24 protein-coding genes are annotated in these 18773 nt (G+C 32.3%); 9 read left to right on the plus strand and 15 right to left on the minus strand.

All coding sequences use genetic code 11. The annotated features are described in order from the left end of the window. The first annotated feature begins 23 nt into the window (after nt 1-23). Entirely contained in the window at nt 24-467 is a 444-nt protein-coding gene (locus tag H4K35_RS06835; RefSeq protein ID WP_182626640.1) for a hypothetical protein, read from the plus strand. 100 nt (nt 468-567) lie between these two features. Here the strand turns inward: H4K35_RS06835 and H4K35_RS06840 are convergent, their stop codons facing one another. The 5 genes from H4K35_RS06840 to H4K35_RS06860 all read right to left on the minus strand — a co-directional run bounded on the left by H4K35_RS06840 (nt 568) and on the right by H4K35_RS06860 (nt 4954). After that, the gene (locus H4K35_RS06840; protein WP_182626641.1) at nt 568-825 is read right to left on the minus strand and encodes a transcriptional regulator; all 258 of its coding nucleotides are present in this window, start codon (nt 823-825) and stop codon (nt 568-570) included. Nucleotides 826-2004: 1179 nt separating this feature from the next. After that, nucleotides 2005-2331, minus strand: a complete 327-nt coding sequence (locus H4K35_RS06845) for a hypothetical protein (protein WP_182626642.1) — start codon at nt 2329-2331, stop codon at nt 2005-2007. A 430-nt stretch (nt 2332-2761) separates the two neighbouring features. Next, nucleotides 2762-3604, minus strand: a complete 843-nt coding sequence (locus H4K35_RS06850; RefSeq protein ID WP_182626643.1) for a hypothetical protein — start codon at nt 3602-3604, stop codon at nt 2762-2764. Between the two features lie 265 nt (nt 3605-3869). After that, nucleotides 3870-4352, minus strand: a complete 483-nt coding sequence (locus tag H4K35_RS06855; protein WP_182626644.1) for an Imm30 family immunity protein — start codon at nt 4350-4352, stop codon at nt 3870-3872. 233 nt (nt 4353-4585) lie between these two features. Beyond that, nucleotides 4586-4954: a hypothetical protein gene (locus tag H4K35_RS06860; protein ID WP_182626645.1), complete on the minus strand. Its 369-nt coding sequence runs from the start codon at nt 4952-4954 to the stop codon at nt 4586-4588. 885 nt (nt 4955-5839) lie between these two features. On the opposite strand from H4K35_RS06860, the gene H4K35_RS06865 reads away from it, so the two are divergent. From H4K35_RS06865 to H4K35_RS06880, 4 genes are all read left to right on the plus strand, one after another. Beyond that, nucleotides 5840-5965 (plus strand): Fic/DOC family N-terminal domain-containing protein, encoded by a 126-nt coding sequence (locus H4K35_RS06865; protein WP_220497660.1) that lies wholly within the window; start codon nt 5840-5842, stop codon nt 5963-5965. Nucleotides 5966-6430: 465 nt separating this feature from the next. Next, nucleotides 6431-6853, plus strand: a complete 423-nt coding sequence (locus tag H4K35_RS06870; protein ID WP_182626646.1) for a hypothetical protein — start codon at nt 6431-6433, stop codon at nt 6851-6853. Nucleotides 6854-7157: 304 nt separating this feature from the next. Beyond that, the gene (locus tag H4K35_RS06875) at nt 7158-7529 is read left to right on the plus strand and encodes a hypothetical protein (protein ID WP_182626647.1); all 372 of its coding nucleotides are present in this window, start codon (nt 7158-7160) and stop codon (nt 7527-7529) included. Nucleotides 7530-7612: 83 nt separating this feature from the next. Next, nucleotides 7613-8503 carry a hypothetical protein gene (locus H4K35_RS06880; RefSeq protein ID WP_182626648.1) on the plus strand — a complete coding sequence of 297 codons (891 nt, stop codon included), beginning with the start codon at nt 7613-7615 and terminating at the stop codon, nt 8501-8503. A 233-nt stretch (nt 8504-8736) separates the two neighbouring features. Here the strand turns inward: H4K35_RS06880 and H4K35_RS06885 are convergent, their stop codons facing one another. Both H4K35_RS06885 and H4K35_RS06890 read right to left on the minus strand, forming a co-directional pair. Next, entirely contained in the window at nt 8737-9180 is a 444-nt protein-coding gene (locus H4K35_RS06885) for a hypothetical protein (protein WP_182626649.1), read from the minus strand. Nucleotides 9181-9255: 75 nt separating this feature from the next. Next, the gene (locus H4K35_RS06890; protein WP_182626650.1) at nt 9256-9825 is read right to left on the minus strand and encodes an erythromycin esterase family protein; all 570 of its coding nucleotides are present in this window, start codon (nt 9823-9825) and stop codon (nt 9256-9258) included. 69 nt (nt 9826-9894) lie between these two features. Between H4K35_RS06890 and H4K35_RS06895 the strand changes: the two genes are divergently transcribed. Beyond that, the gene (locus tag H4K35_RS06895; RefSeq protein WP_182626651.1) at nt 9895-10386 is read left to right on the plus strand and encodes a hypothetical protein; all 492 of its coding nucleotides are present in this window, start codon (nt 9895-9897) and stop codon (nt 10384-10386) included. A 41-nt stretch (nt 10387-10427) separates the two neighbouring features. On the opposite strand, the gene H4K35_RS06900 is transcribed toward H4K35_RS06895, so the two are convergent. Continuing rightward, the gene (locus H4K35_RS06900; RefSeq protein WP_182626652.1) at nt 10428-10862 is read right to left on the minus strand and encodes a DUF6591 domain-containing protein; all 435 of its coding nucleotides are present in this window, start codon (nt 10860-10862) and stop codon (nt 10428-10430) included. A gap of 610 nt (nt 10863-11472) precedes the next feature. Here H4K35_RS06900 and H4K35_RS06905 point away from each other — a divergent pair. Beyond that, a complete protein-coding gene (locus tag H4K35_RS06905) occupies nt 11473-11673 on the plus strand; it encodes a hypothetical protein (protein WP_182626653.1) in 201 nt (66 codons plus the stop codon). A gap of 2 nt (nt 11674-11675) precedes the next feature. Then, nucleotides 11676-12152 carry a hypothetical protein gene (locus tag H4K35_RS06910; protein WP_182626654.1) on the plus strand — a complete coding sequence of 159 codons (477 nt, stop codon included), beginning with the start codon at nt 11676-11678 and terminating at the stop codon, nt 12150-12152. Here the strand turns inward: H4K35_RS06910 and H4K35_RS06915 are convergent. From H4K35_RS06915 to H4K35_RS06945, 7 genes are all read right to left on the minus strand, one after another. Next, complete coding sequence (locus H4K35_RS06915) at nt 12149-13075, minus strand: IS1595 family transposase (protein ID WP_182626655.1); 927 nt, start codon at nt 13073-13075, stop codon at nt 12149-12151. The genes H4K35_RS06910 and H4K35_RS06915 overlap by 4 nt on opposite strands. 148 nt (nt 13076-13223) lie before the next feature. Next, nucleotides 13224-13961, minus strand: coding sequence for a hypothetical protein (locus H4K35_RS06920; RefSeq protein WP_182626656.1), 738 nt, complete (start codon nt 13959-13961; stop codon nt 13224-13226). Between the two features lie 45 nt (nt 13962-14006). Then, nucleotides 14007-15041 carry a S9 family peptidase gene (locus H4K35_RS06925; protein WP_182626657.1) on the minus strand — a complete coding sequence of 345 codons (1035 nt, stop codon included), beginning with the start codon at nt 15039-15041 and terminating at the stop codon, nt 14007-14009. A gap of 585 nt (nt 15042-15626) precedes the next feature. Next, a complete protein-coding gene (locus H4K35_RS06930) occupies nt 15627-15878 on the minus strand; it encodes a hypothetical protein (protein ID WP_182626658.1) in 252 nt (83 codons plus the stop codon). Between the two features lie 137 nt (nt 15879-16015). Further along, nucleotides 16016-16678 (minus strand): HEAT repeat domain-containing protein, encoded by a 663-nt coding sequence (locus H4K35_RS06935; protein ID WP_182626659.1) that lies wholly within the window; start codon nt 16676-16678, stop codon nt 16016-16018. 235 nt (nt 16679-16913) lie between these two features. After that, nucleotides 16914-17246, minus strand: coding sequence for a hypothetical protein (locus H4K35_RS06940; protein WP_182626660.1), 333 nt, complete (start codon nt 17244-17246; stop codon nt 16914-16916). Nucleotides 17247-17692: 446 nt separating this feature from the next. Further along, a complete protein-coding gene (locus H4K35_RS06945) occupies nt 17693-18124 on the minus strand; it encodes a hypothetical protein (RefSeq protein ID WP_182626661.1) in 432 nt (143 codons plus the stop codon). A gap of 306 nt (nt 18125-18430) precedes the next feature. Between H4K35_RS06945 and H4K35_RS06950 the strand changes: the two genes are divergently transcribed. Then, nucleotides 18431-18712 (plus strand): T9SS type A sorting domain-containing protein, encoded by a 282-nt coding sequence (locus H4K35_RS06950; protein ID WP_182626662.1) that lies wholly within the window; start codon nt 18431-18433, stop codon nt 18710-18712. Nucleotides 18713-18773: the final 61 nt, after the last annotated feature.

The raw sequence follows: 18773 nt of genomic DNA on the forward strand, positions 1-18773 counted from the left end.
AAATAAATTTATAACTCGACAAAATGAAAAAATTAGTAGCTATTTGCGCTTTTTTAGCACTTCCGTTTGCTATCGCTAGTTGTTCAAGTGATGATAATGTAATCCGCAAAAAGAGTGATTATGAAGGCACTTGGGTAACGGATAGTTTATCGTACACGATTCCAAATGGGCCTACGATGAAGCATAAGTTTAAGGATATGCCAGGGGGGGATGATGCCATCACCCAAGACATTATGATTTTAACAGAAGACAAGGCAACACTAGTTGAAACTACGAAAAAAGGAGTAGATCAACCAGCGGTTCAAGGGGTGATCAAAGATCAAGTGATTACGTTTAACAGCGATGATCCTAGACATACACCGAGAACCATCGTTCGTACCACAGACGCAAAATTAACGGTTGTATACGACATTGCCATGAGAGGTGATAATCTACCTGTTACGGTTACTTACCTTAGAAAAAACTAACAAAAAAGCCTTCAGTAGAAGGCTTTTTTTTGTATTGCTAGGCGGGTATACCTTGATAAGAAGCAGAAGGAATATCTATCCCCTACCTCCTATCAGATCCTTATAGTTCATGTGGGTCGTAAGCCTCAATAAGGCGAAAAAAATCAACAAAAGAAATAGAGGTAGCCGTACAAATTTGCTGAATGGTCGACAGGGGAATATCGTAGGATAGCGTTCCTTGGCTCAAGGCTACTTTTTTCATTTTTCGAGCTACGCTCTCATCAATTAAATACTTTTTTGCAAAAGTGCGCTGAGATTTTTCCTTTAGCATCCATTCTTTATAGATAAAAACGCATATTTTAACACTAATATTCTCCATATCCCAAATGAGTTAATTTTTTAAAAAAATGCGTTCGATAGCACGCACTTTTAAATTCTTTTTTTATCTTTGATATATCAAACACAAGATTCTCACCTTGATAAGTGGTAAGGAATCTCTTTCATATCTATTCTAGTCAACTATACGCTACAATCCTTAGACGAAAAATAGACCAACGATTGAGATGAATTTGTGGTTGTTGATCAAATGCATTTTAATTAAGCAATGGCTTTACTTCCTGTGTTTTGTTAACTTGTTTTTGTAAGGGTAAAAAAGAGATGCACATTTCTTTTTTACTGTTGAGTAAGGGAGTCACTCCCTTATTGGTCTCAATAAAAAATGGAATGAACCGTGACTAAACCACGGGGTAAAGCATTGTGTTTTGTTTAATAGAATTCGCATGCTAAAAATAAAACCTTTCTTGTTTTATTCCAAAGAAAAGTAGTAGTAAACTGTTTTTCTATGTTGAGGCATAGTAAGTGATAGTTCAGCGAACAAACTGAACTATCCACTGCAATCCAATCACAGTATCCACTATTGTGATTACCATATATCTTGACCTATGTCTCCCTTTGGGTCATTACAATAGCACTAATCAAAGAAGATTAGTCTAGTTATATAGCCAACTTTTGCGTCGTCTATTTATAGTACACTACCCTTAACCAGGTAACAATAGGAAAGATAGCAGATATGCACATCTACTGCTGTTTCACTTATTGGCTTAACTTCATCGTTGCATAGGCGATTCAAGAATCGAGCGGTTGTATAGCTCATTTGTGTTTTGCTTACTCCCACTCCAAACCTATGTTTTGAGTGGGAAAAGCAAACGGCAAACAATCATAATCTAACCATCAAAATGGATTGTTCAACCTTAAAAAAAATATAATCGACACACTGATCTCAACCCACATGGCCAAAAAATGTATACACTACCGATCTCGCTTGCTTTTTATTATAAATCACAAACTAGAAATAGCATAGAGGTCTTTATGAGTCAGTAGAAACAACACTTTCACTTTACATACGTCATTTGCCTTAGATGTTGCGCAAGCGTACAGTTTCTTTACCCTATTCCACAGCTCAATAAAAGATTGTTTTGGGAGACGCAATTCATTTTATTAAAGCCGTGGGATAGGCTTTTTATCTTTTTTTTCGATGAGACCGAGGCCTAGCCTTGGGCTAGAAGTTCAAAGGCCCCTTTGGCTTTGCTGAGGCTTCCTCTTTAGGTGTATTTTTAGCCTGTTGCCCTTGATGAACCAAACTGTCCCACCTCCACAATTGTTGGATAAACACAGCCGTGTTATAGGGTTTGGGGTTCTTTAGCAACGGTTGACCTTTATCCGCTCTTCCAATTGAGCTAGCGTCTTTTTCAACTACTTTTTTAGGTTGGTTTTTCCTTTCTACACTGCGTTTATTTCCCCCTTCTTTGCCTTTTGAAAACAGAGCGAGAAGAAGGAGAAAAAAAATGCCTATCGGCAAACTTAAAGATGCAAATAACCGCTTCATTTTCTTCTATTTCACCTGGATCTTATACTTTCTACAAGAAATAAGCTATCCTCACTCTTTCTTGTTTGACCTTCTATAATCGCCTTACTTTTTCTATATTTCAAATGTAATTAACTGTAATGTTAAATAAACGAACAATGCAGTTGAATTTTATCACCTAAAGAAAAAGAACGCTATTTTAACTTTTTTAAGCGAAAGTGGAATGCCTTTTGGCCTTGGATATCCTAATGAAATCCAGATGATTAGCTAAGCAGCTTTATCAATATTTATTATTTGATTACACTCATTGACTGTCTGGTAGTTTAAGTAGAAGTGTCTGCGTTTTTTAGTAAACCAGATTTCGATATATTGCTTACGCCAGTTCACTTTGTTCGGGTCAAAGACTTTATAATCCTTTTACACGATTTGGATACAGATCGTTTGATGATAGCTAAAAATCAACTTCTTCCCAGTCCTTGTCATCCATGGGTATTGTTTTACAATCAACAGTTTCTCCTGCTCTTTTCAAGCATAAGCGAATTTCCTGACGCTCCTTTTTCTTCAGTTTTAGTACGTAAAACCCTTCGTCATTAACCGCAGCTTCCTCCTTTTCTTCTCCTACAATTACGTTGTTATTCTGCTCACCCTTCACGTGACCAAAAACAACGAACTCTCCTGTTGTGAGGTATTGAGGTAGATAATCACCACTAAAGTTTTCCTCCAAATACGCCTTACTTGACTCTAAACTAATCCGCTGACAATTTTCTTCTGCCTGGCTGGAAATAGGATAAGGAAAACGCTCTGCTGTTTCTGCCCAGCTTTTTATTTGAAAACCATAGGGTTGAACCTTGTTCTTTCTAACAGCCAAGCGATCGCTAAACCAAGCGAACTCTTGATTGCTAATTAATTCTTTATCAAACAATGTTGTTATAAAAGGGGCATACTTACTTTGGATTTTTCCATCGGCATGTTGAATGATATAGTACAGCTGAGCTAATGAAGCATCCGTTAGTTCAATTTCCTGGGCTATATATCGATCTACAATAGGCAGTACGATACGTTGATTGTCTAGATCAATTTTCTCAGCCTTAGCAAAATGGTCTACTAATTCTTGATTGTTCCTATTTTCATTTGCCAATAAGGAATCCAATTCCACTCTGATTTGTTGATCCTTTTGATAAGATTTAGCAATAAGGCTATCATAGGTAGAAACTACCTTGGGTTGTGCAGTCATTTTGACCAAGATAAAGAATAGGAATACGGTATAGTGAAACGATTTAAGCGTAAACTTCATAGCTAGAGTGTAAAGGGTTTTCTACTTCGGTTTTTAGGATCAGAGAAATAGTCAGACAAGGAATCAAACTATTTTATTGGGTCCTTACTCAAATATACTTTTTTTTAACCGTTTATCGAAACATCTAGTTGGATTAAAACATATTAATTATCAAGTAGTTCTGGCACTTTAACAACAGTCCCCGTGGATAACCAAGGTAAGCTTTTATCTTACTTGGGAATCAAAAAATTCAAGGTTAGCCATGTATACTTTTATAAGAAAAAACTTAGTTTGAATGATCTAATGCACTTAATAGCAAGCGACAGGATGAACCAAATTTAGCTTCATTTCTTTGTATAATTCGCAAGAAAATAAGTCGTAATTCCTCCTTTAGTTCCTCCTTATGTTGTTGGCTAACAAGGCGCAATAAATCATCAAAACACGCCTCGCTATTGATCATTCGAAGAAAAATCAGTTCTTTCCATTCTTCAGCCTGTTCCTGAAACGAATCCATAGCGGCTAAAATAAGCTCAATATACTTGGAAAACCCTAAAGTGCTTGCATAAGATTCGATTGCATGGAGTACGCCATACATGACTTCTTCCTGTTCTGTTCGATCATCTAATACGCTTAGAAATAACGGGAGATGCTCTATTTTTTCTTGTTGATACAAGAGGGCTAAGGCTTCTTCAAATTGTTCCACTTCTTCCTCACTCGTCATTAATCTAGTGGTAAATAGCTGTAAGGCTAAGTCTTCCGTTGTTTTCATCGTTTTGTCTTATTTTTATTATGTTGACTCCTTGTCATTTGCCGTTTCGTTCTGTTTCAAAGTTACCTTTTTATACGTAACTTCCTCTACTAATTATATTCGAAAATCTAGTAGTTTGTTTTATTCGAAATACGTGGTATGATCTAAAAGTTCTGACAGCATTCCAAATAGGCCAAGTACTACCCTAAATTACACTTGATATGCATTCTTGACTAGTTAACTGTAGTCTGCTTCTAAAAGCAGCTGACTATGGAAGCTATTCCCTTGTCTTCTAAGGCTTTTACTATAGCTTCATCAGTTGAGAACAACGTCATTTTATTTAAATGAGGAAACTGATCGACATCAGAAAATGATTCAATTGTAAAAGCATCATCTTCACCATCCCAAAAAGGAGAAATAGTCCTATAAATTTCATTCCCTCCGTCTTGATTGATTTCGGTAACTAAACTCGCCCATTTTTTATGCGCTGGTAACACTTTAAAATAAGAGACAAGTTCTGGAATTGGCTCGTATCCTTCTTCATCTACGTCAATACTACTTTTCGCAGAGATACTACTTTCATTATTGATGTTATTTGATCTTTTTTTTACACCAATACCCACCAAAAATAAAAAAAGGCAAAACAATTTCAAGTCCAGCTAAACTGTAAAAAACAACTTTAAATCCTTCTACAACAGACATCGTAAAATTTGTTTTGGCAAACCCATACTGATCAAAATTTTCAATAAAGGCGTAAATAGAGAACAAATAAAGCACCAAAAGATGAGCAAATAAATAGTGAATAATGCCCAGCAAAAAAGGTTCTTTTATTCGATTAAAAAGAAAAAAACCACTTATAAACGTACTAAGTAACGGAATACAATACATGGGATTGGCTAGTGTATGGGGTAGCTCAACCCTATAAAAAAAATACAAGAAGATGAATATCGCTATCCAGGTATAAAAGGTTGAATAAGATGCATATTTAAGAGGTTTCTTGTAGTCCATAGTAGTCTAATGATTTCACTTTACAAGGTCATACAATAATACAAAAATTAAATATAACGACTATTAGAACGACAGCTCAACAATATTTTCAAAATGACTAGTTTCGAGAACAGAAAACTTCTTTATAAGTCGAGCTGCGCTCTAAATATCCGTACTTCTCTTTTCCTTTTTCTACCCTCAAAAACACCACCTTTCGGGTATAGAGATTAGCTGGAGATACGCATTTGAGTAGCAAGGGAGTCGAGTGGATTCAAAAATACATACCCAATAAAAAAGTGCTGTACTTATTGAGCAATCACGAGTATTATAAAGGTCTGATTATTGAATTATAGAAAGAGAAGCTGTTTACTATGCGATCGAATTAATTTTTAATCAATTAAAAGCTACTATCTCATTCCTTTACCCTAATTTTATAGTAATCTAAATGCACAACAGATAGTATAACTAATTATATAATTCCTGCATTACCTATAGCTACTGACTTATATACTAAAAAAGTATTGAAAAAAGGAATAGCAGCTAACAAAGCACTAGCTAAATTAAATGGAGTTTCTGAAACTATTCCCAATGAACAGATCATTTTGAATACGCTTTCCTTACAAGAAGCAAAGGTATTTTTATCATAAAAGGTATAAAACAAATCATGCAAACTTATAAAGAAATAAGTAGAACTGAATTGCCTAGAATACATTCACAGGATTTAATCAATAACCTATTTAAACATCAATATCTACCAAACTCCCCTATTTCCTCTAATAAAACTGTCAAACTTTTTCAGTTGATTTTCCTTTGAAAAAAGTGTGGTGTAAAAACATATAAATAGACGATGAACTCCTATGAATACTAGGATGGGATTTATTGCCTATGTCCTTACTCCAAATCATATTTATCTCAAACCAAGGTGTATATTCTAGTACACTCGGTTTTTTTAATTTAGGAATAAGTCCTCCTTAGACTCCCTCCCCTAACTACTAGCTATTCTAGGTGAGAAATCGTCAGTACATTTGATTTGTATCCCCTTATAGTTATCTTAATTATTTACTACATTAGCAACAGACGAATTCTATTACAATTAAACCTGACCAACGATAATGAAGAAAATAATTACATTCTCCTTCTTGCTAGCCTTGTCTAGTGTTTGCGCTCAAAGCATAACGTTCAAAGACCCTAATTTTCACAAAGCGTTACTTGATTTAGGTTTTGACACAAACAACAACGCTCAAATTGAATTGAAGGAGATTGAGCACATAGAAGAATTAAAACTTTCTGATAAAAACATTGAGTTTCTTGATGATCTTAAACACTTTAAAAACCTACGAATACTGTATGTAAACAGCAATCGAATTTCGGATATGAGTGTCTTAAATGGCAATGAAGTCATAGAGGAAATCTTCATTGGAGACAACCAACTAGGTCCACGATTAATCTTGGAAAACATGCCTAATTTAAAAGGTCTTTATGCTTTCAGGAATCAATTAAAAGAACTGAGATTTACAACCTCTTTCCTCATTTAACTTCTTTGTATATTCAAGGGAATCCAATGAAAAAACTCAATATAGAGTCTCTTGTCAATTTAAAAAGTCTGCAATTATTTGAATGTTATGATTTAAGACAAATCACAATAAATAAAAACACCTCGTTTGAACAATTTTTTCTCCATAAGATGAAGGTAAAAAATGTGGTATCTCAAAGTGAAACCACTTCTATTATCTATCTAGAAAAAGAGAAAGATGTGTATACCAAACCAAACAATGAGAATTTAAAAATATCCCCAGTCATCAAAATAAACTAAACAAACTTTGATAGGGTTAATAGAAAATGAAAAATGTTTACTTTCAATCACCGCGAGTTATAATACTTAGCATTTTTGCTGTTATTTTTGGTATATTGATCTGGTTTGTCTCTACAGATTATTATATCAAAAAAGAATATTTAATCTTTAGACAAACAGCTTTTAAAGCAACCGTACAAGATAAATTAGACAAAAATCCTACCAAAGCCAACACAATCTACCTACATAACGGTCCTGAATTAAGAATTCAAAGAACCTTATTTGATCAACTAACAATTGGCGACTCTGTGCTAAAGAAAACAGATTCGGATTCGATCTATTTTAAAACAGCTAATGGAATCATCATTGACGATTATAACCGTTTTCAAAGAGAAAAATATCAACATACACTAAAGTAGAATCTTTTGAAACACGTTCCGTTTTTAACTCTACTCCACAAATTTTAAATACCTTAGCACTATTCTAGCACAATCCAACTATCATGATCGATCCAAAACTAACCAAGATTCTATCTAAAGTTTATTTACATCAAAATACAGTAGCTTATGATAGTGATAAAAAGTTCTATACCTATCAACTACAACCCAATAATATAAAAGAAAAAGATCTTTCTTTATTGACTACTAGTGGGTATTCAATCAATCAAATTGAACATTATCAGCACAATCAAGTTGTACAGGATTTAAGAACAATCGTCAATCAAGAAGGATTAGAACACAAAATCTATCATTTATTTATCAAGGCTATTGGCACTGGACTTCACCGCGGCTTACAGCCCATCATTAGTTATGCCTACGCCAAGCATCTACCCGATCATATTTTCGAACCTTTTGAAGAAGACACTTTTCGAAGTCCTTGTAAAATATGTGGATTGCCCAAAGAAAACTGGGAGAATGATGGAAAGAACAGCCATGATTTATACATCGGCTATTGTCGTATTGGTGGTTATACAGAAATCCTTTTAGATTTAAGAGAAATCTCAACCTTAGCCCCAATTAAAGCGAATAAAAATGATATAGAGGTATTTAAAAATCTTATAGCCTGTATCGAGCAAGCCAATGAAAATGAAACACCTACAGATCTATTAAACCGAATTTCTAAAGCAAAGATACTCCCAAATAGCAACAATACCTCCCGAACTTGGTTGTTGCGTATTTTAGCTGCTTTGGGTATTTTACGCAATAAGCTCGTTGAGGATTACAGTATGCTCAATGGTTTTACGCCCTACCATCAATTACTTTCTTGGGAGAAACAACTCCATCAAGAAGCGCCAAATCACCGAACAGAAGTCAATTTCCCTCTTTCAGCTTGGCGTGGAAAATTGGGAGTTAACAAGGAAGTAGTTCATCTTATTTTGAATACAATGCAATAAATCTTAGTATTTGTCACATTCACTTTATCATGTTACTTCTGTTCGCATTCCAGCACTTTGATTTGAGCATTAAATGAAGGTTTTATTATTACATGATTACACCAAAGCCAAGGATAAAAACATCCCTTGGCTTTATTTGATTGAGCAATAAGTCTCATTCAGATTTCCTCCCTATCTACGAGCTATTTCAAGCGAGAAATCGTCGGTACATTTGATTTATTATCTATAAAACTTTATTCATCTTCACGATCAAAAACCCAACCTTTGAGTTTGTGTTTCTTATAAGCTTTACTAAAATCTTGATCTACCCAAATACCATCTTTATAACTAATTTTATCCTGATCTATATGATTTAAAATATGTAATAGTTTATATTCCGTTTCAACGAAAACATGATTTGAATATATTGAAGCATCTAATAATTCAAAGGTATTTGGATAATGCACGTGAAGTAAATCTATTACTTTTTGATTAATTAAATATATATTTACCTTGTCTGTTGGAATACAGTCCCATTTCTTTTCAATTGTATCAAAATCTAAAAAATCTATACGCATAGTTAGCTCTAACGGATCAGGTTTCATGAAAAACACATAGTGTAATGGATTTCCTTCACATAAAAGCATTCCATACATTTTATTTGGGTAATTATTATTTAAGGTTATTCTATATTTCATACTTATTTTATCACAAAATTACAGGATGAAGTAGATGATACAACGGTATTAATTCGTTCGATATCAACCTATCTCCTACCAGACTTGATACTCAGCCATTTTTAAAGGCTCATTCGTTTTAATGTAAAAAACGCCATCAAATACATTTAACCATTGCCCTGGCTTAGTGTCATAACCTAATATCATAGCATCGAAACTTTTTTCTTCAAAAAACGGTTTTTTCACCTTTATTTCATTAAAATCTAAGTATCCAAATGGCGTGTTTTGTTTATCTAAGTAATACTCTAATGAGTTGACTTTAGTTGTAATTGAAAAAGGTTCACTTCCTTGTACTATCCCTTTAACTTCACCAATTGAAGAGGTAAATGCTATGCTATATATTTTATCCGGAAAGGCCTCGAGTAAATACTCAGTAAATAATTTGAATCCTTTATACAAATCGCGATTATCTTCTTTATAAACAACCTTTTGAATTTGCTTCGCTCCATGAAAGTTAGCAATCCAAACAATAATTTTCGCACTAGGATTATTCTTTTTATGCCAAATAACATTATTAGCCATATACTTGTCTCTGATATTTACAAAAACATTTTCATTGTCAAAACCACCTAAAAAATAAAAATATTTAATGACTATCGGTAACATTATACCAAATTAAAATATTAATCATTATATAAGTTGTTTAATTGAATAAAATATAAAACAATCTATATAATGGATATAAACAAAATAAAAAGATACTTACACAAAACAAAAATTGTTATATACAAGTTTTTAGGTAAATTTATACCTTACTTTAAAAAACAATATATATATATGGCTTTAGAAGTTTTGCAAGATAAAATCAAAAATGAAATAAGTTCAGTATTAAAAAATGAATTTAATGGAGGTTTCATAATAGAAGAAATTAATGGTAATTACATTGATTCTAAGTATGAAAATATATTTCTAGATAGTGCTTCTAGCGTACGTTATAAAACAAATGATTATGTAGAATCATCACAATTATGTTTTGTTATGAATATGAAACATAATATTAATCTACCTATAAAAGTTAGTGTTATTTACTTAGATGATGATTTTGAAGTAAAATTTAGTGTTCATGAAGTTGGAACAAATGTTTTTGATGATTGTATGAAAGTTGAAAAAATATTAAAAGATAAAAAGCATATAATAAATAATGCTTTTAAAACATATAAACAATAAATATTAAAAACCCACTCCTTTATTGAGGTGGGTTTTGTGTTTTATTGAAGTTCAGCCATTGCCATATTGACCTTGTTCACCATTTTTATCATTCTATTCATTTGGCTTGTTGACATTTCAGATTTTACATTATCCATCTTATTGCCTAAATCTTCACCTTTAGACATAAGATTTGGTAAATCTTCAAACATACTCATATCGTTATTCTTGGCTTTCTTTAAATAACTTATGTAATCATTCATATAGCTTTCATAGCTATCAAGCAAATCATCAATATCTTTAGAACTTACCTTATTTATATTAGATGTTGTTTCTTCCTCTTGCTCAAAGTAATCAGATTCTTCAGATTCATCTGAATCATTAGAATCATATTGATTAATTTCTTCTTCTATTTTTGATTCATTATTCTTATTACAGCTAATAAATACAAGTGATGATATTGATAATAGACCTACAATAATTAGTTTTTTGTTCATCTTCTAAAATTTAATGTTTATTTAAATAAATCGTATTCAGTTATACACCACATATTAAGTGATGGTGCATTAATTCGGGTGAACAAAAAAGGTATTAAGGAGGTATCTTTAATCGGATAACATTAAAGAACAACAATTTTCAATCTAAGTATTGTTGTACTTAATAGATGATGATTTGTGTAGTTCTCTAATGTAGTAAGTAATTGTTTTCATTTTTTGTGGTATTTTAGGTTTATAAAATGTAAAAAAGAAGCGTGGACATTGCAAACACACTAAACCTAGGAATACCACTCCCTAAAAAAGCAATGAATACAAGCCACGCCATATCGGCATACTCTCATATACATTATTTGCTTTCTTTTATTCGAGGTGGTATTTCGGTTTAGCAATAATGCAATTAAGCACGTTTATTCTTTTCGTAAAAAAGCAAAGATAAAACTTATATTATAAAAATAAAACAGCCTAGATTATTTTTGAATCTAGGCTGTTTATTTGGATTTTTAGTTGTTAAGTTACTTATACATATATTAATTAAAATCAATATGCTATATTCTATTATACCATATTAAATTAATTCAATATATTTGTAAGTATTATAATAGTCATTATTATGGAAAAATATACACATAAAGTAACATCTTCTAATATTAAAAGAGCTAATGAAAAATTGGCAACAAATGGTGTAAGAGAAGAAACTCTAAATAATTTCTCAGGGAAGTTACAAGTTAAGATTTATGTTAGTGGAGTTGTTAAAACAAGAGAGATAACAAAAGAAAATATTAGCAATGCTTATAAACTTGCATTATTGTAATAGTGAGAAACTACAACCATATTTATAAAAAATTAGTTAATAGTGATACTGATTTAATTGGACATATAGCATATTCCTTATATAAAAGAAGTAAAATAGATTATATAGAAAAAAACAAGGAAAATGGACAAAATTTATCTGATGAGGATTTAAAGCATTTTAACGAAATTTCATCTTCTGAAAGTTATATTGATGGGTATAAATTAAAGTCGAATTTAATATTACAAAGCTTTATTAATACAATTTTGGAGGAAGAAATTAAAACCATCAAAAATGAAACTGTAAATCAACAAACAGAAATTCTTAAAGATGTGGTTACTACTCTTGTTCCTAAAAATATGAAAACAATATTTTTGGGATTGATAAGTTCCTTTTTATTTGCCTTAGTAATTGCCGCAATCGCTTTTATTATGCAGTTCTCTAATTCAACAATTTCAGTTAAGATTCAAGAAAATGCAACAGAAATTAAAAAAGACTAATACCAAGTATTTTTAACTGAACATAATAGTAATTCATCGAATATATCCACTTCATTTCTTCTATTGAATTTAAAGCAATATTCACTAAGATAGTTTTGTGTGTAATCTCTACCGATAGAGTGGTGAATACCTAAGAATAATCTTTTTGCGTTTGATATTGTTTTGTGTACCCAAGGTAGTACTTTATCAGATTTTAGATTCTTAGTATTGATTGAAGTATGACTTTTAACTAGACCTTTTAATTTGCTGTAATGCCTACCATCATCAGTAATTAAATAGGTCTTTTTTGTTTCTACTGCTTTTTCTAGTTCTTTGCTCAACGTATTGTGTTTGTAATCTTCAATATGAACCATTTTAAGGCGTTTTACAATACGATTGGCTTTGTGTTGATTAGTTTGATTAGGATTTAATTCTGATTCAACCATAACCAATACTTTTGAATTTCTCTGACTACCAACACCACGTTTTAATTCTTGCTTTTCTTTGCGTTCTTCTTTGTTGGGAACTGTTACAAAGAATCCTTCATCTAATTCAATTGAACCTTCTAGTTTATATTCTTCATCAGCTTTACACATAACTCGCCTAATCTTGTGCATCATTGACCAAATTGGCTCGTAAAACTTGTGATTTAGTTGTCTTTGTATTTCAAGTGATGAAAATGATTTTTTAGTAGAAGTAGCAAACATAAAAGCAATGTACCAATATTGGAAAGGTAGTTTTGAATTTTCCATCACAGTACCGCTTTTTAATGATGTTCTAAAACCACATTGTTTGCATTTGTAGTATTGGATTGTAGATAACCAATAGTGATGTTCACCTTTACACTTTTTACAAATTACACCTACTTTATCTCTATGATTTTTGAAGTGTATTCTACAAGATTCTTCATTTGGGAATTTTTTAAAGAACTCAAAAATATTCATTTTTTATAAATTCGATATACCTAATTTCGCAATAGATGTATCATTAACAAATCATATTAAGTTACGAATAATTAACGAGTTATGCAAGTTTATAGACAACAAAAACCGATTGAAAACACTACATTTACAATCGGTTTTTGTTGTTAAATTATCTTGGTATAAAGTTGACGATAGTCATTAAATATTTCATTCCCTCAATACCAGCATATATAGTTTGAACAGTATGCTTAAAGAAATTATCGTGGGTAGTATCAATTATAGAATTTTCAATTAATTTTATAGTCTCTAGTACAAAATCAATTTCTTCAATTGTTACATTTTCAACATCTAAATCATATATTTTGAGTAAACTATTTTCAAATTTGTCGATTTGAGTATCATCTAGCTGAAGCTTTTTCATTTCTTGTAATAAGAACTCATTACTTGGATGACTTTCTAACCCTAAAAACTTCCATTTTAGCTTTTCATTATGTAAGATGTCTCGAACTAACCCTTCTGTTTGCTTCACATCTCCCCAAAATGGCTTCCATTTACTTAAATCTCTAGACTGAGGAAAATCCTTTCTATCATTATTTTTTAATTCTAAATCAACAAATCCCGCACCTTCTAAAGCTAGGGTATTAAATCCTTTTTCTTTCATCAAATATTGAACAAGTTCCGCTTTAACCTCATAGGTTTTACCATCTCCGTGCCCCGCTTCTCCTAAGATAACTATTTCGCTATCCCCAATGCGCTGGGCTATTTCTTCAAACGAAGCTTGATCCACTTGCTCAAATGGAATCATATAAGAGGCTATTTGCTTTTCGACAGTTGCCTCTTGACAGCTGGACAACAAGGCAGCGATAGCAAGTAAAAGCACTGTAATTGTTTTGAACATCAGTAACATAAATGATTTGATTAATACTAAATTAAATTATAGAAGATTGGTGTCCTATTGTCTTTTAATCCAATCTACGATTTGTTGTTTCGGTTGTTGGTGAATGTCATACGGCTTGCTTTCCCCATCCGAGAAAAAGTGGTTTTCACCCTCTACTACTATCGCAGCTATCGCAGGATTCGCGAGGCTATTTAAGCGATTGATATTCGCTATAGGATCGACAATCACATCCTCCGAACCAATCATATAAAAGACAGGGATGTTGGTGTTTTTCAATACATCAATGCGGTCTTTTTCCACTAAATCACGCTCCACATGGCCAATTAAAAAACGAAAACGAGTAGCATATCTTTTCTTTGTATAACCGAGTTTCTTTGTCTCTTTATCAAACATTTTCCAAAAGCTTTTTTCTTTGTGATTGGCGAGGTAAAAATCAGCTAAGGCCGAGCATACGTTCTCTTTTTCTTCGCGTGTATCGTAGAGAAAGTAATCATTAAATACATTTTCACTGTGTTGTAATTGATAGAGAAATAGTTGTTTACCTGTAACAACGGGAGCAGCAAAAAGCACTAAAAAATCGGGATTAATCTTGTGTTGTAAGGCTTCCATAACTGCTATGCCCCCTAGACTATGCCCAATAAGTCCCACTTTTTTACCCTGTAGGTCTGGATGTTTCTTTAGCATGTTAAACGCACTAGCCAACTCTTCTCCCATTATTGTCGCCGAGTAGGACATATTACCTCCTTTTCCTTTAGAATTTCCCATTTCGCGTTCATCATATCGAAACACAGCAATGCGATTATCCAATAAAGCTTCCGCTAAAGGACTATGGGTATTGCGGGTATTATAGCCCGTTCCGGGTTTAATAATCACCACTTGATCAAAACCATCTTTGGGAAGAATTAAACTCCCTTCAAAAGATACACTGTCCACTTTTTGTCTATAATCAAAGGCAGGCACATTAAAATTGATTGTGGAAAAAGCATAGTTGTCCTTTTTAGTGATAAAGGATTCGTATGGAGTTTTTACATTTTGTCCAAAACAAAGGGTCGTTAATAAAAGGAAAGCCCCGAGATATCTCATCTTCATTGTTACTTATTTTATTTGATTTGTATATATTTCACTCAATAGGGAAATAAACTTAGTTAATTACATCTTAACAAGTAACAAGGTTATGTTTATTTTAACTTATTATTTTCTTTTTATTCACCTCATAAGGCAACTAAATGTAAGTAAAGAAACAAACTAACAAGCCAGCAAATAGGCGATTTCTCCGCTTTTTTTTTTGTTTGTTTTGCTCTAGTTCATGATGGTTTGAAATTACAGTAGTATAATCTAAAGTTTATGAAAGCACTCCAAAAGACACTGTACCAAAAACTGTGTAAGTGAAAAACATCTGTTTAGATTAAGCATTAGGGAAATCTGTTAGCAACTTGATTTTCCCTTATTCGAAAGCAAATATTCTAAGATTTTTGAGCTATAGCGAACAATCCCAACCTTGGGAAGGCACACGCATTAAAGCGTTGAGTTGAAATCTGTAGGAAATTACCGTGTATAAAAATGGAAGAGTACCATATACAAAGGTTGTCGATGAATGGACCTAGGATCGTATATTCATCCACTCATAACAACAAGCAAACAATGAATACGTATGGTAAGCCCAAAATAAGAAGCTTATTGCTGTGGATTTATACTGCCATGTTCATTAAAAGTATATTCAACCTCTCCTGTTTCATCTGAAATTACATAAAAAAACTCATGTATATCCCCAAACAGTTCAAACACACCAATTGCAATCCATGCTTTTTCTCCAACAACATTAAACTTTGGATTAAATTGGGCCCGTACAATGGTATGCTTAAGCGAGGGATATCGCTGTTGATATTGTTTTGCTATTTGAATAGCTTCTACCTCTGTTAATCTCATGTTGTGCTACCTTATTTAAAATCGTGTATTTTGACTAATTTTCTCGCTACAATACAGTAATTCAGCAGTAAAATCAAGCAAAAACAGTAAACCATGATTGATACGCAGCCTTACTATACAAAGAAAGGATTCAACGCCTATTCCGCATATACTTTCTTACCTTTGCTAACTTTTTCAATTAGATTATGTCTTTTTCCTAAATACTCATCTTTAAAACACTCTTCTATAAAACTACTAATTTCAGGGTCTTTTCTATCCCACTTAGACATTGCAGATAACAAATACTCTCTTGGGTCAAAAACTCCAACCTTATGTTGTTCTTTTATAAGCGTTTGTTTTAAATTAACTGCATCTATAAGTTTATAAATATCTTTTATTTCAGGGACAACATCATCAAATGCCAACGATTTTAATGCTCCATTAAGTACTGATAAATTACCTTCTTTTAATAATTCCAAAATAGGAATTATATCATTTTTATTTTCCCTTTTTATTCTTGTAAATGCTAAAGTTGCCTCATTAGTTATCATGTCATGTATTATATTATTTTCTATGATACTAGATAACTCTTGAAGAACATTCTCATACTTAATTTTACCTAAAGCTTTTATCATGATACACTGGGTTTCCCAAGCTTTTAAATTCTTACTTTCTTTCAGATAAGCCTGATATAAGACGTCTCCAAGCTCAACTACTTCAAACTCTCCTATCAATTTAGCAGCTTTTCTTCTTTCAGGTGCTTTGGAAGATTCTAATAATAATTTTAAATCTTCAATACTTTCTTTTAAAACTTTTGCCATAGATCTCCTTTATTTTTTCTAAACATACTGTCATTAATACCTATCTCGGGTATGTTTTGTTAGCCCTATTACTATTACTATTACTATTACTATTACTATTCCACTTCTCCACAGGCATAATTTAGCCGATCACCCCATGTAGTCTTTTGTTATTTTCTAAATCAAATGCTGTAAAATCCATTAATTTATTATTCCTCCCATTGGTGCAACTCCTAAACTAAACCCTCCTTCTACTTTATTCTCTTACGTAAATATCGTCCTGGGGTGATGCAGGGTTATATAGTATATTAACTGTACTTCCTTCTGTTAATTTTGCATCTAATTTTCGTCTATACATATTCACCTCAGTACTATCACTGAGTCTTACTCTAAGGTCATAAGTAGGTTGCTTACTCCCATATCTAGTAACTGTAAGGGCATGTACTTTTTTAACTATTGCAGTAGTTTCTTGATACCCTTTTACTTTCTGGGCTAACTCATCTTGACTAGATGTAAAATCAAAAAATGTAATGCCTAAAGTAACTAACACACAAAGTACTAATACGATTAACTGTGTTTTTCCATTCATCTCTATAATAATTCTAGTTCAGTATTTTCACTCTTTTCTTGTTCTTTTCATTCTCTTTTCATTCTCTTTTCCACTAATCTGTCCATAGTCCAGCATACTCTTGTTGCTAAAAATTGTATGTTTAAGCGCTCATTACCGCTGTAAAATCTCTAACAAAATTTACTACTTAGATTGTACTTTACTCCCTTGAAGATGTGTTTCTCCACTTGAGCTGGGTACAATTTTAAGCAGATTCTAAACCAATTCCATTTTTACTTGATCCCTCTACTACATTTTTCGCAATTGGTGTAACACAAATACCGGTTCCAATTAAAGAAGATGAGCTTGTGAGGCGATCCGTATATTTGGCAGTAAGAGGAGCAACTAAAAAATAGTAGTTCATCTTGATATTCCTGACCCCAGTTTATCTTTCAATTTGTGTGATTCCGTTTTTAATAAGCAGTCCACTAAATACTTTCTTTAACCTGTAATTCACTCAAACTTTTAATTATATCTTGTATTTGATTCTCCGTAAAAGAATATATGTTTGGTCGTGTTTTAACTATAGTTTTTCCATTTTGAATCAAACTAAATGTATTAAACTTACCAGAGCTTGTGACCACATTTTGATATCGATATTCTAATTCCTCTACTTTATAAGTATTTTTAAACACTTTACCTAATCTTGCAAAACTATAACTAACTGTTTTGTTCCTTGAGTCGATAACAAACTCAATATCAGAGTAAATAAAATTTGAAACAGCTAGCAGCCCTAGAACTACTATAGTTAAGATAATAACAGCTAGGGCTTTCATGTCTATAAAATATCCGATAACTGAAATACCTATCACAAGAAAGAGCATTACAGAAGAATCTAATTTAGCTTTATAAATTTGCATGATTTATTATTTAACTTCTTTACCAAAATCAACATCACCTTTCTCTTTGGTTCATCGCTCTCCCCCATTCTCATACATCATGTTTGCTTTAAGACGATTGGAAAATAAAACACCTAATTCTTCTTCGATTTGTTGAATATAGTTCGGTTCAATAGGAAATGACATACTACTTACTTTTTAATGCATACTTCTTTACTCACTTGTAAATATACCAAAGTATTTTTGATGGGACTCTTTCTATTCTAAAGTTAAATTAGATTTTCATTCTGTTTCTATGGGCAATTTATCATCAGTGGACAAAATTGTATGTTTACGGTACCAATAAAATTAGACGCAACAGAGAGAGGGGCCTCAGCTCTTGAGCTTCCTTCTTTATCTCTTTTACCTAATCCCACAACTACTGTAACTACTGTAGTTTACAATATTGGTAGCTCAAACGATAATGCACAATATCTAGTAGTTTACGATCTTCTAGGTGTAGAGCGATACAGACAAAAAATAAATGTAAAAAAGACGGAGATTGTTCTTGAAGTTAGCCATCTAGCCAAAGGGACTTATCTCATAAGTCTGGAAGCTGATGGAAAATGAATCGCTACTGAAAAATTAATTAAAAAATAAAAATTAACTCCTTAAAAGTGCTAAAGTTTAG

Origin of the sequence: Myroides sp. NP-2 (assembly GCF_014145665.1) — a bacterium.
GTDB lineage: Bacteria > Bacteroidota > Bacteroidia > Flavobacteriales > Flavobacteriaceae > Flavobacterium.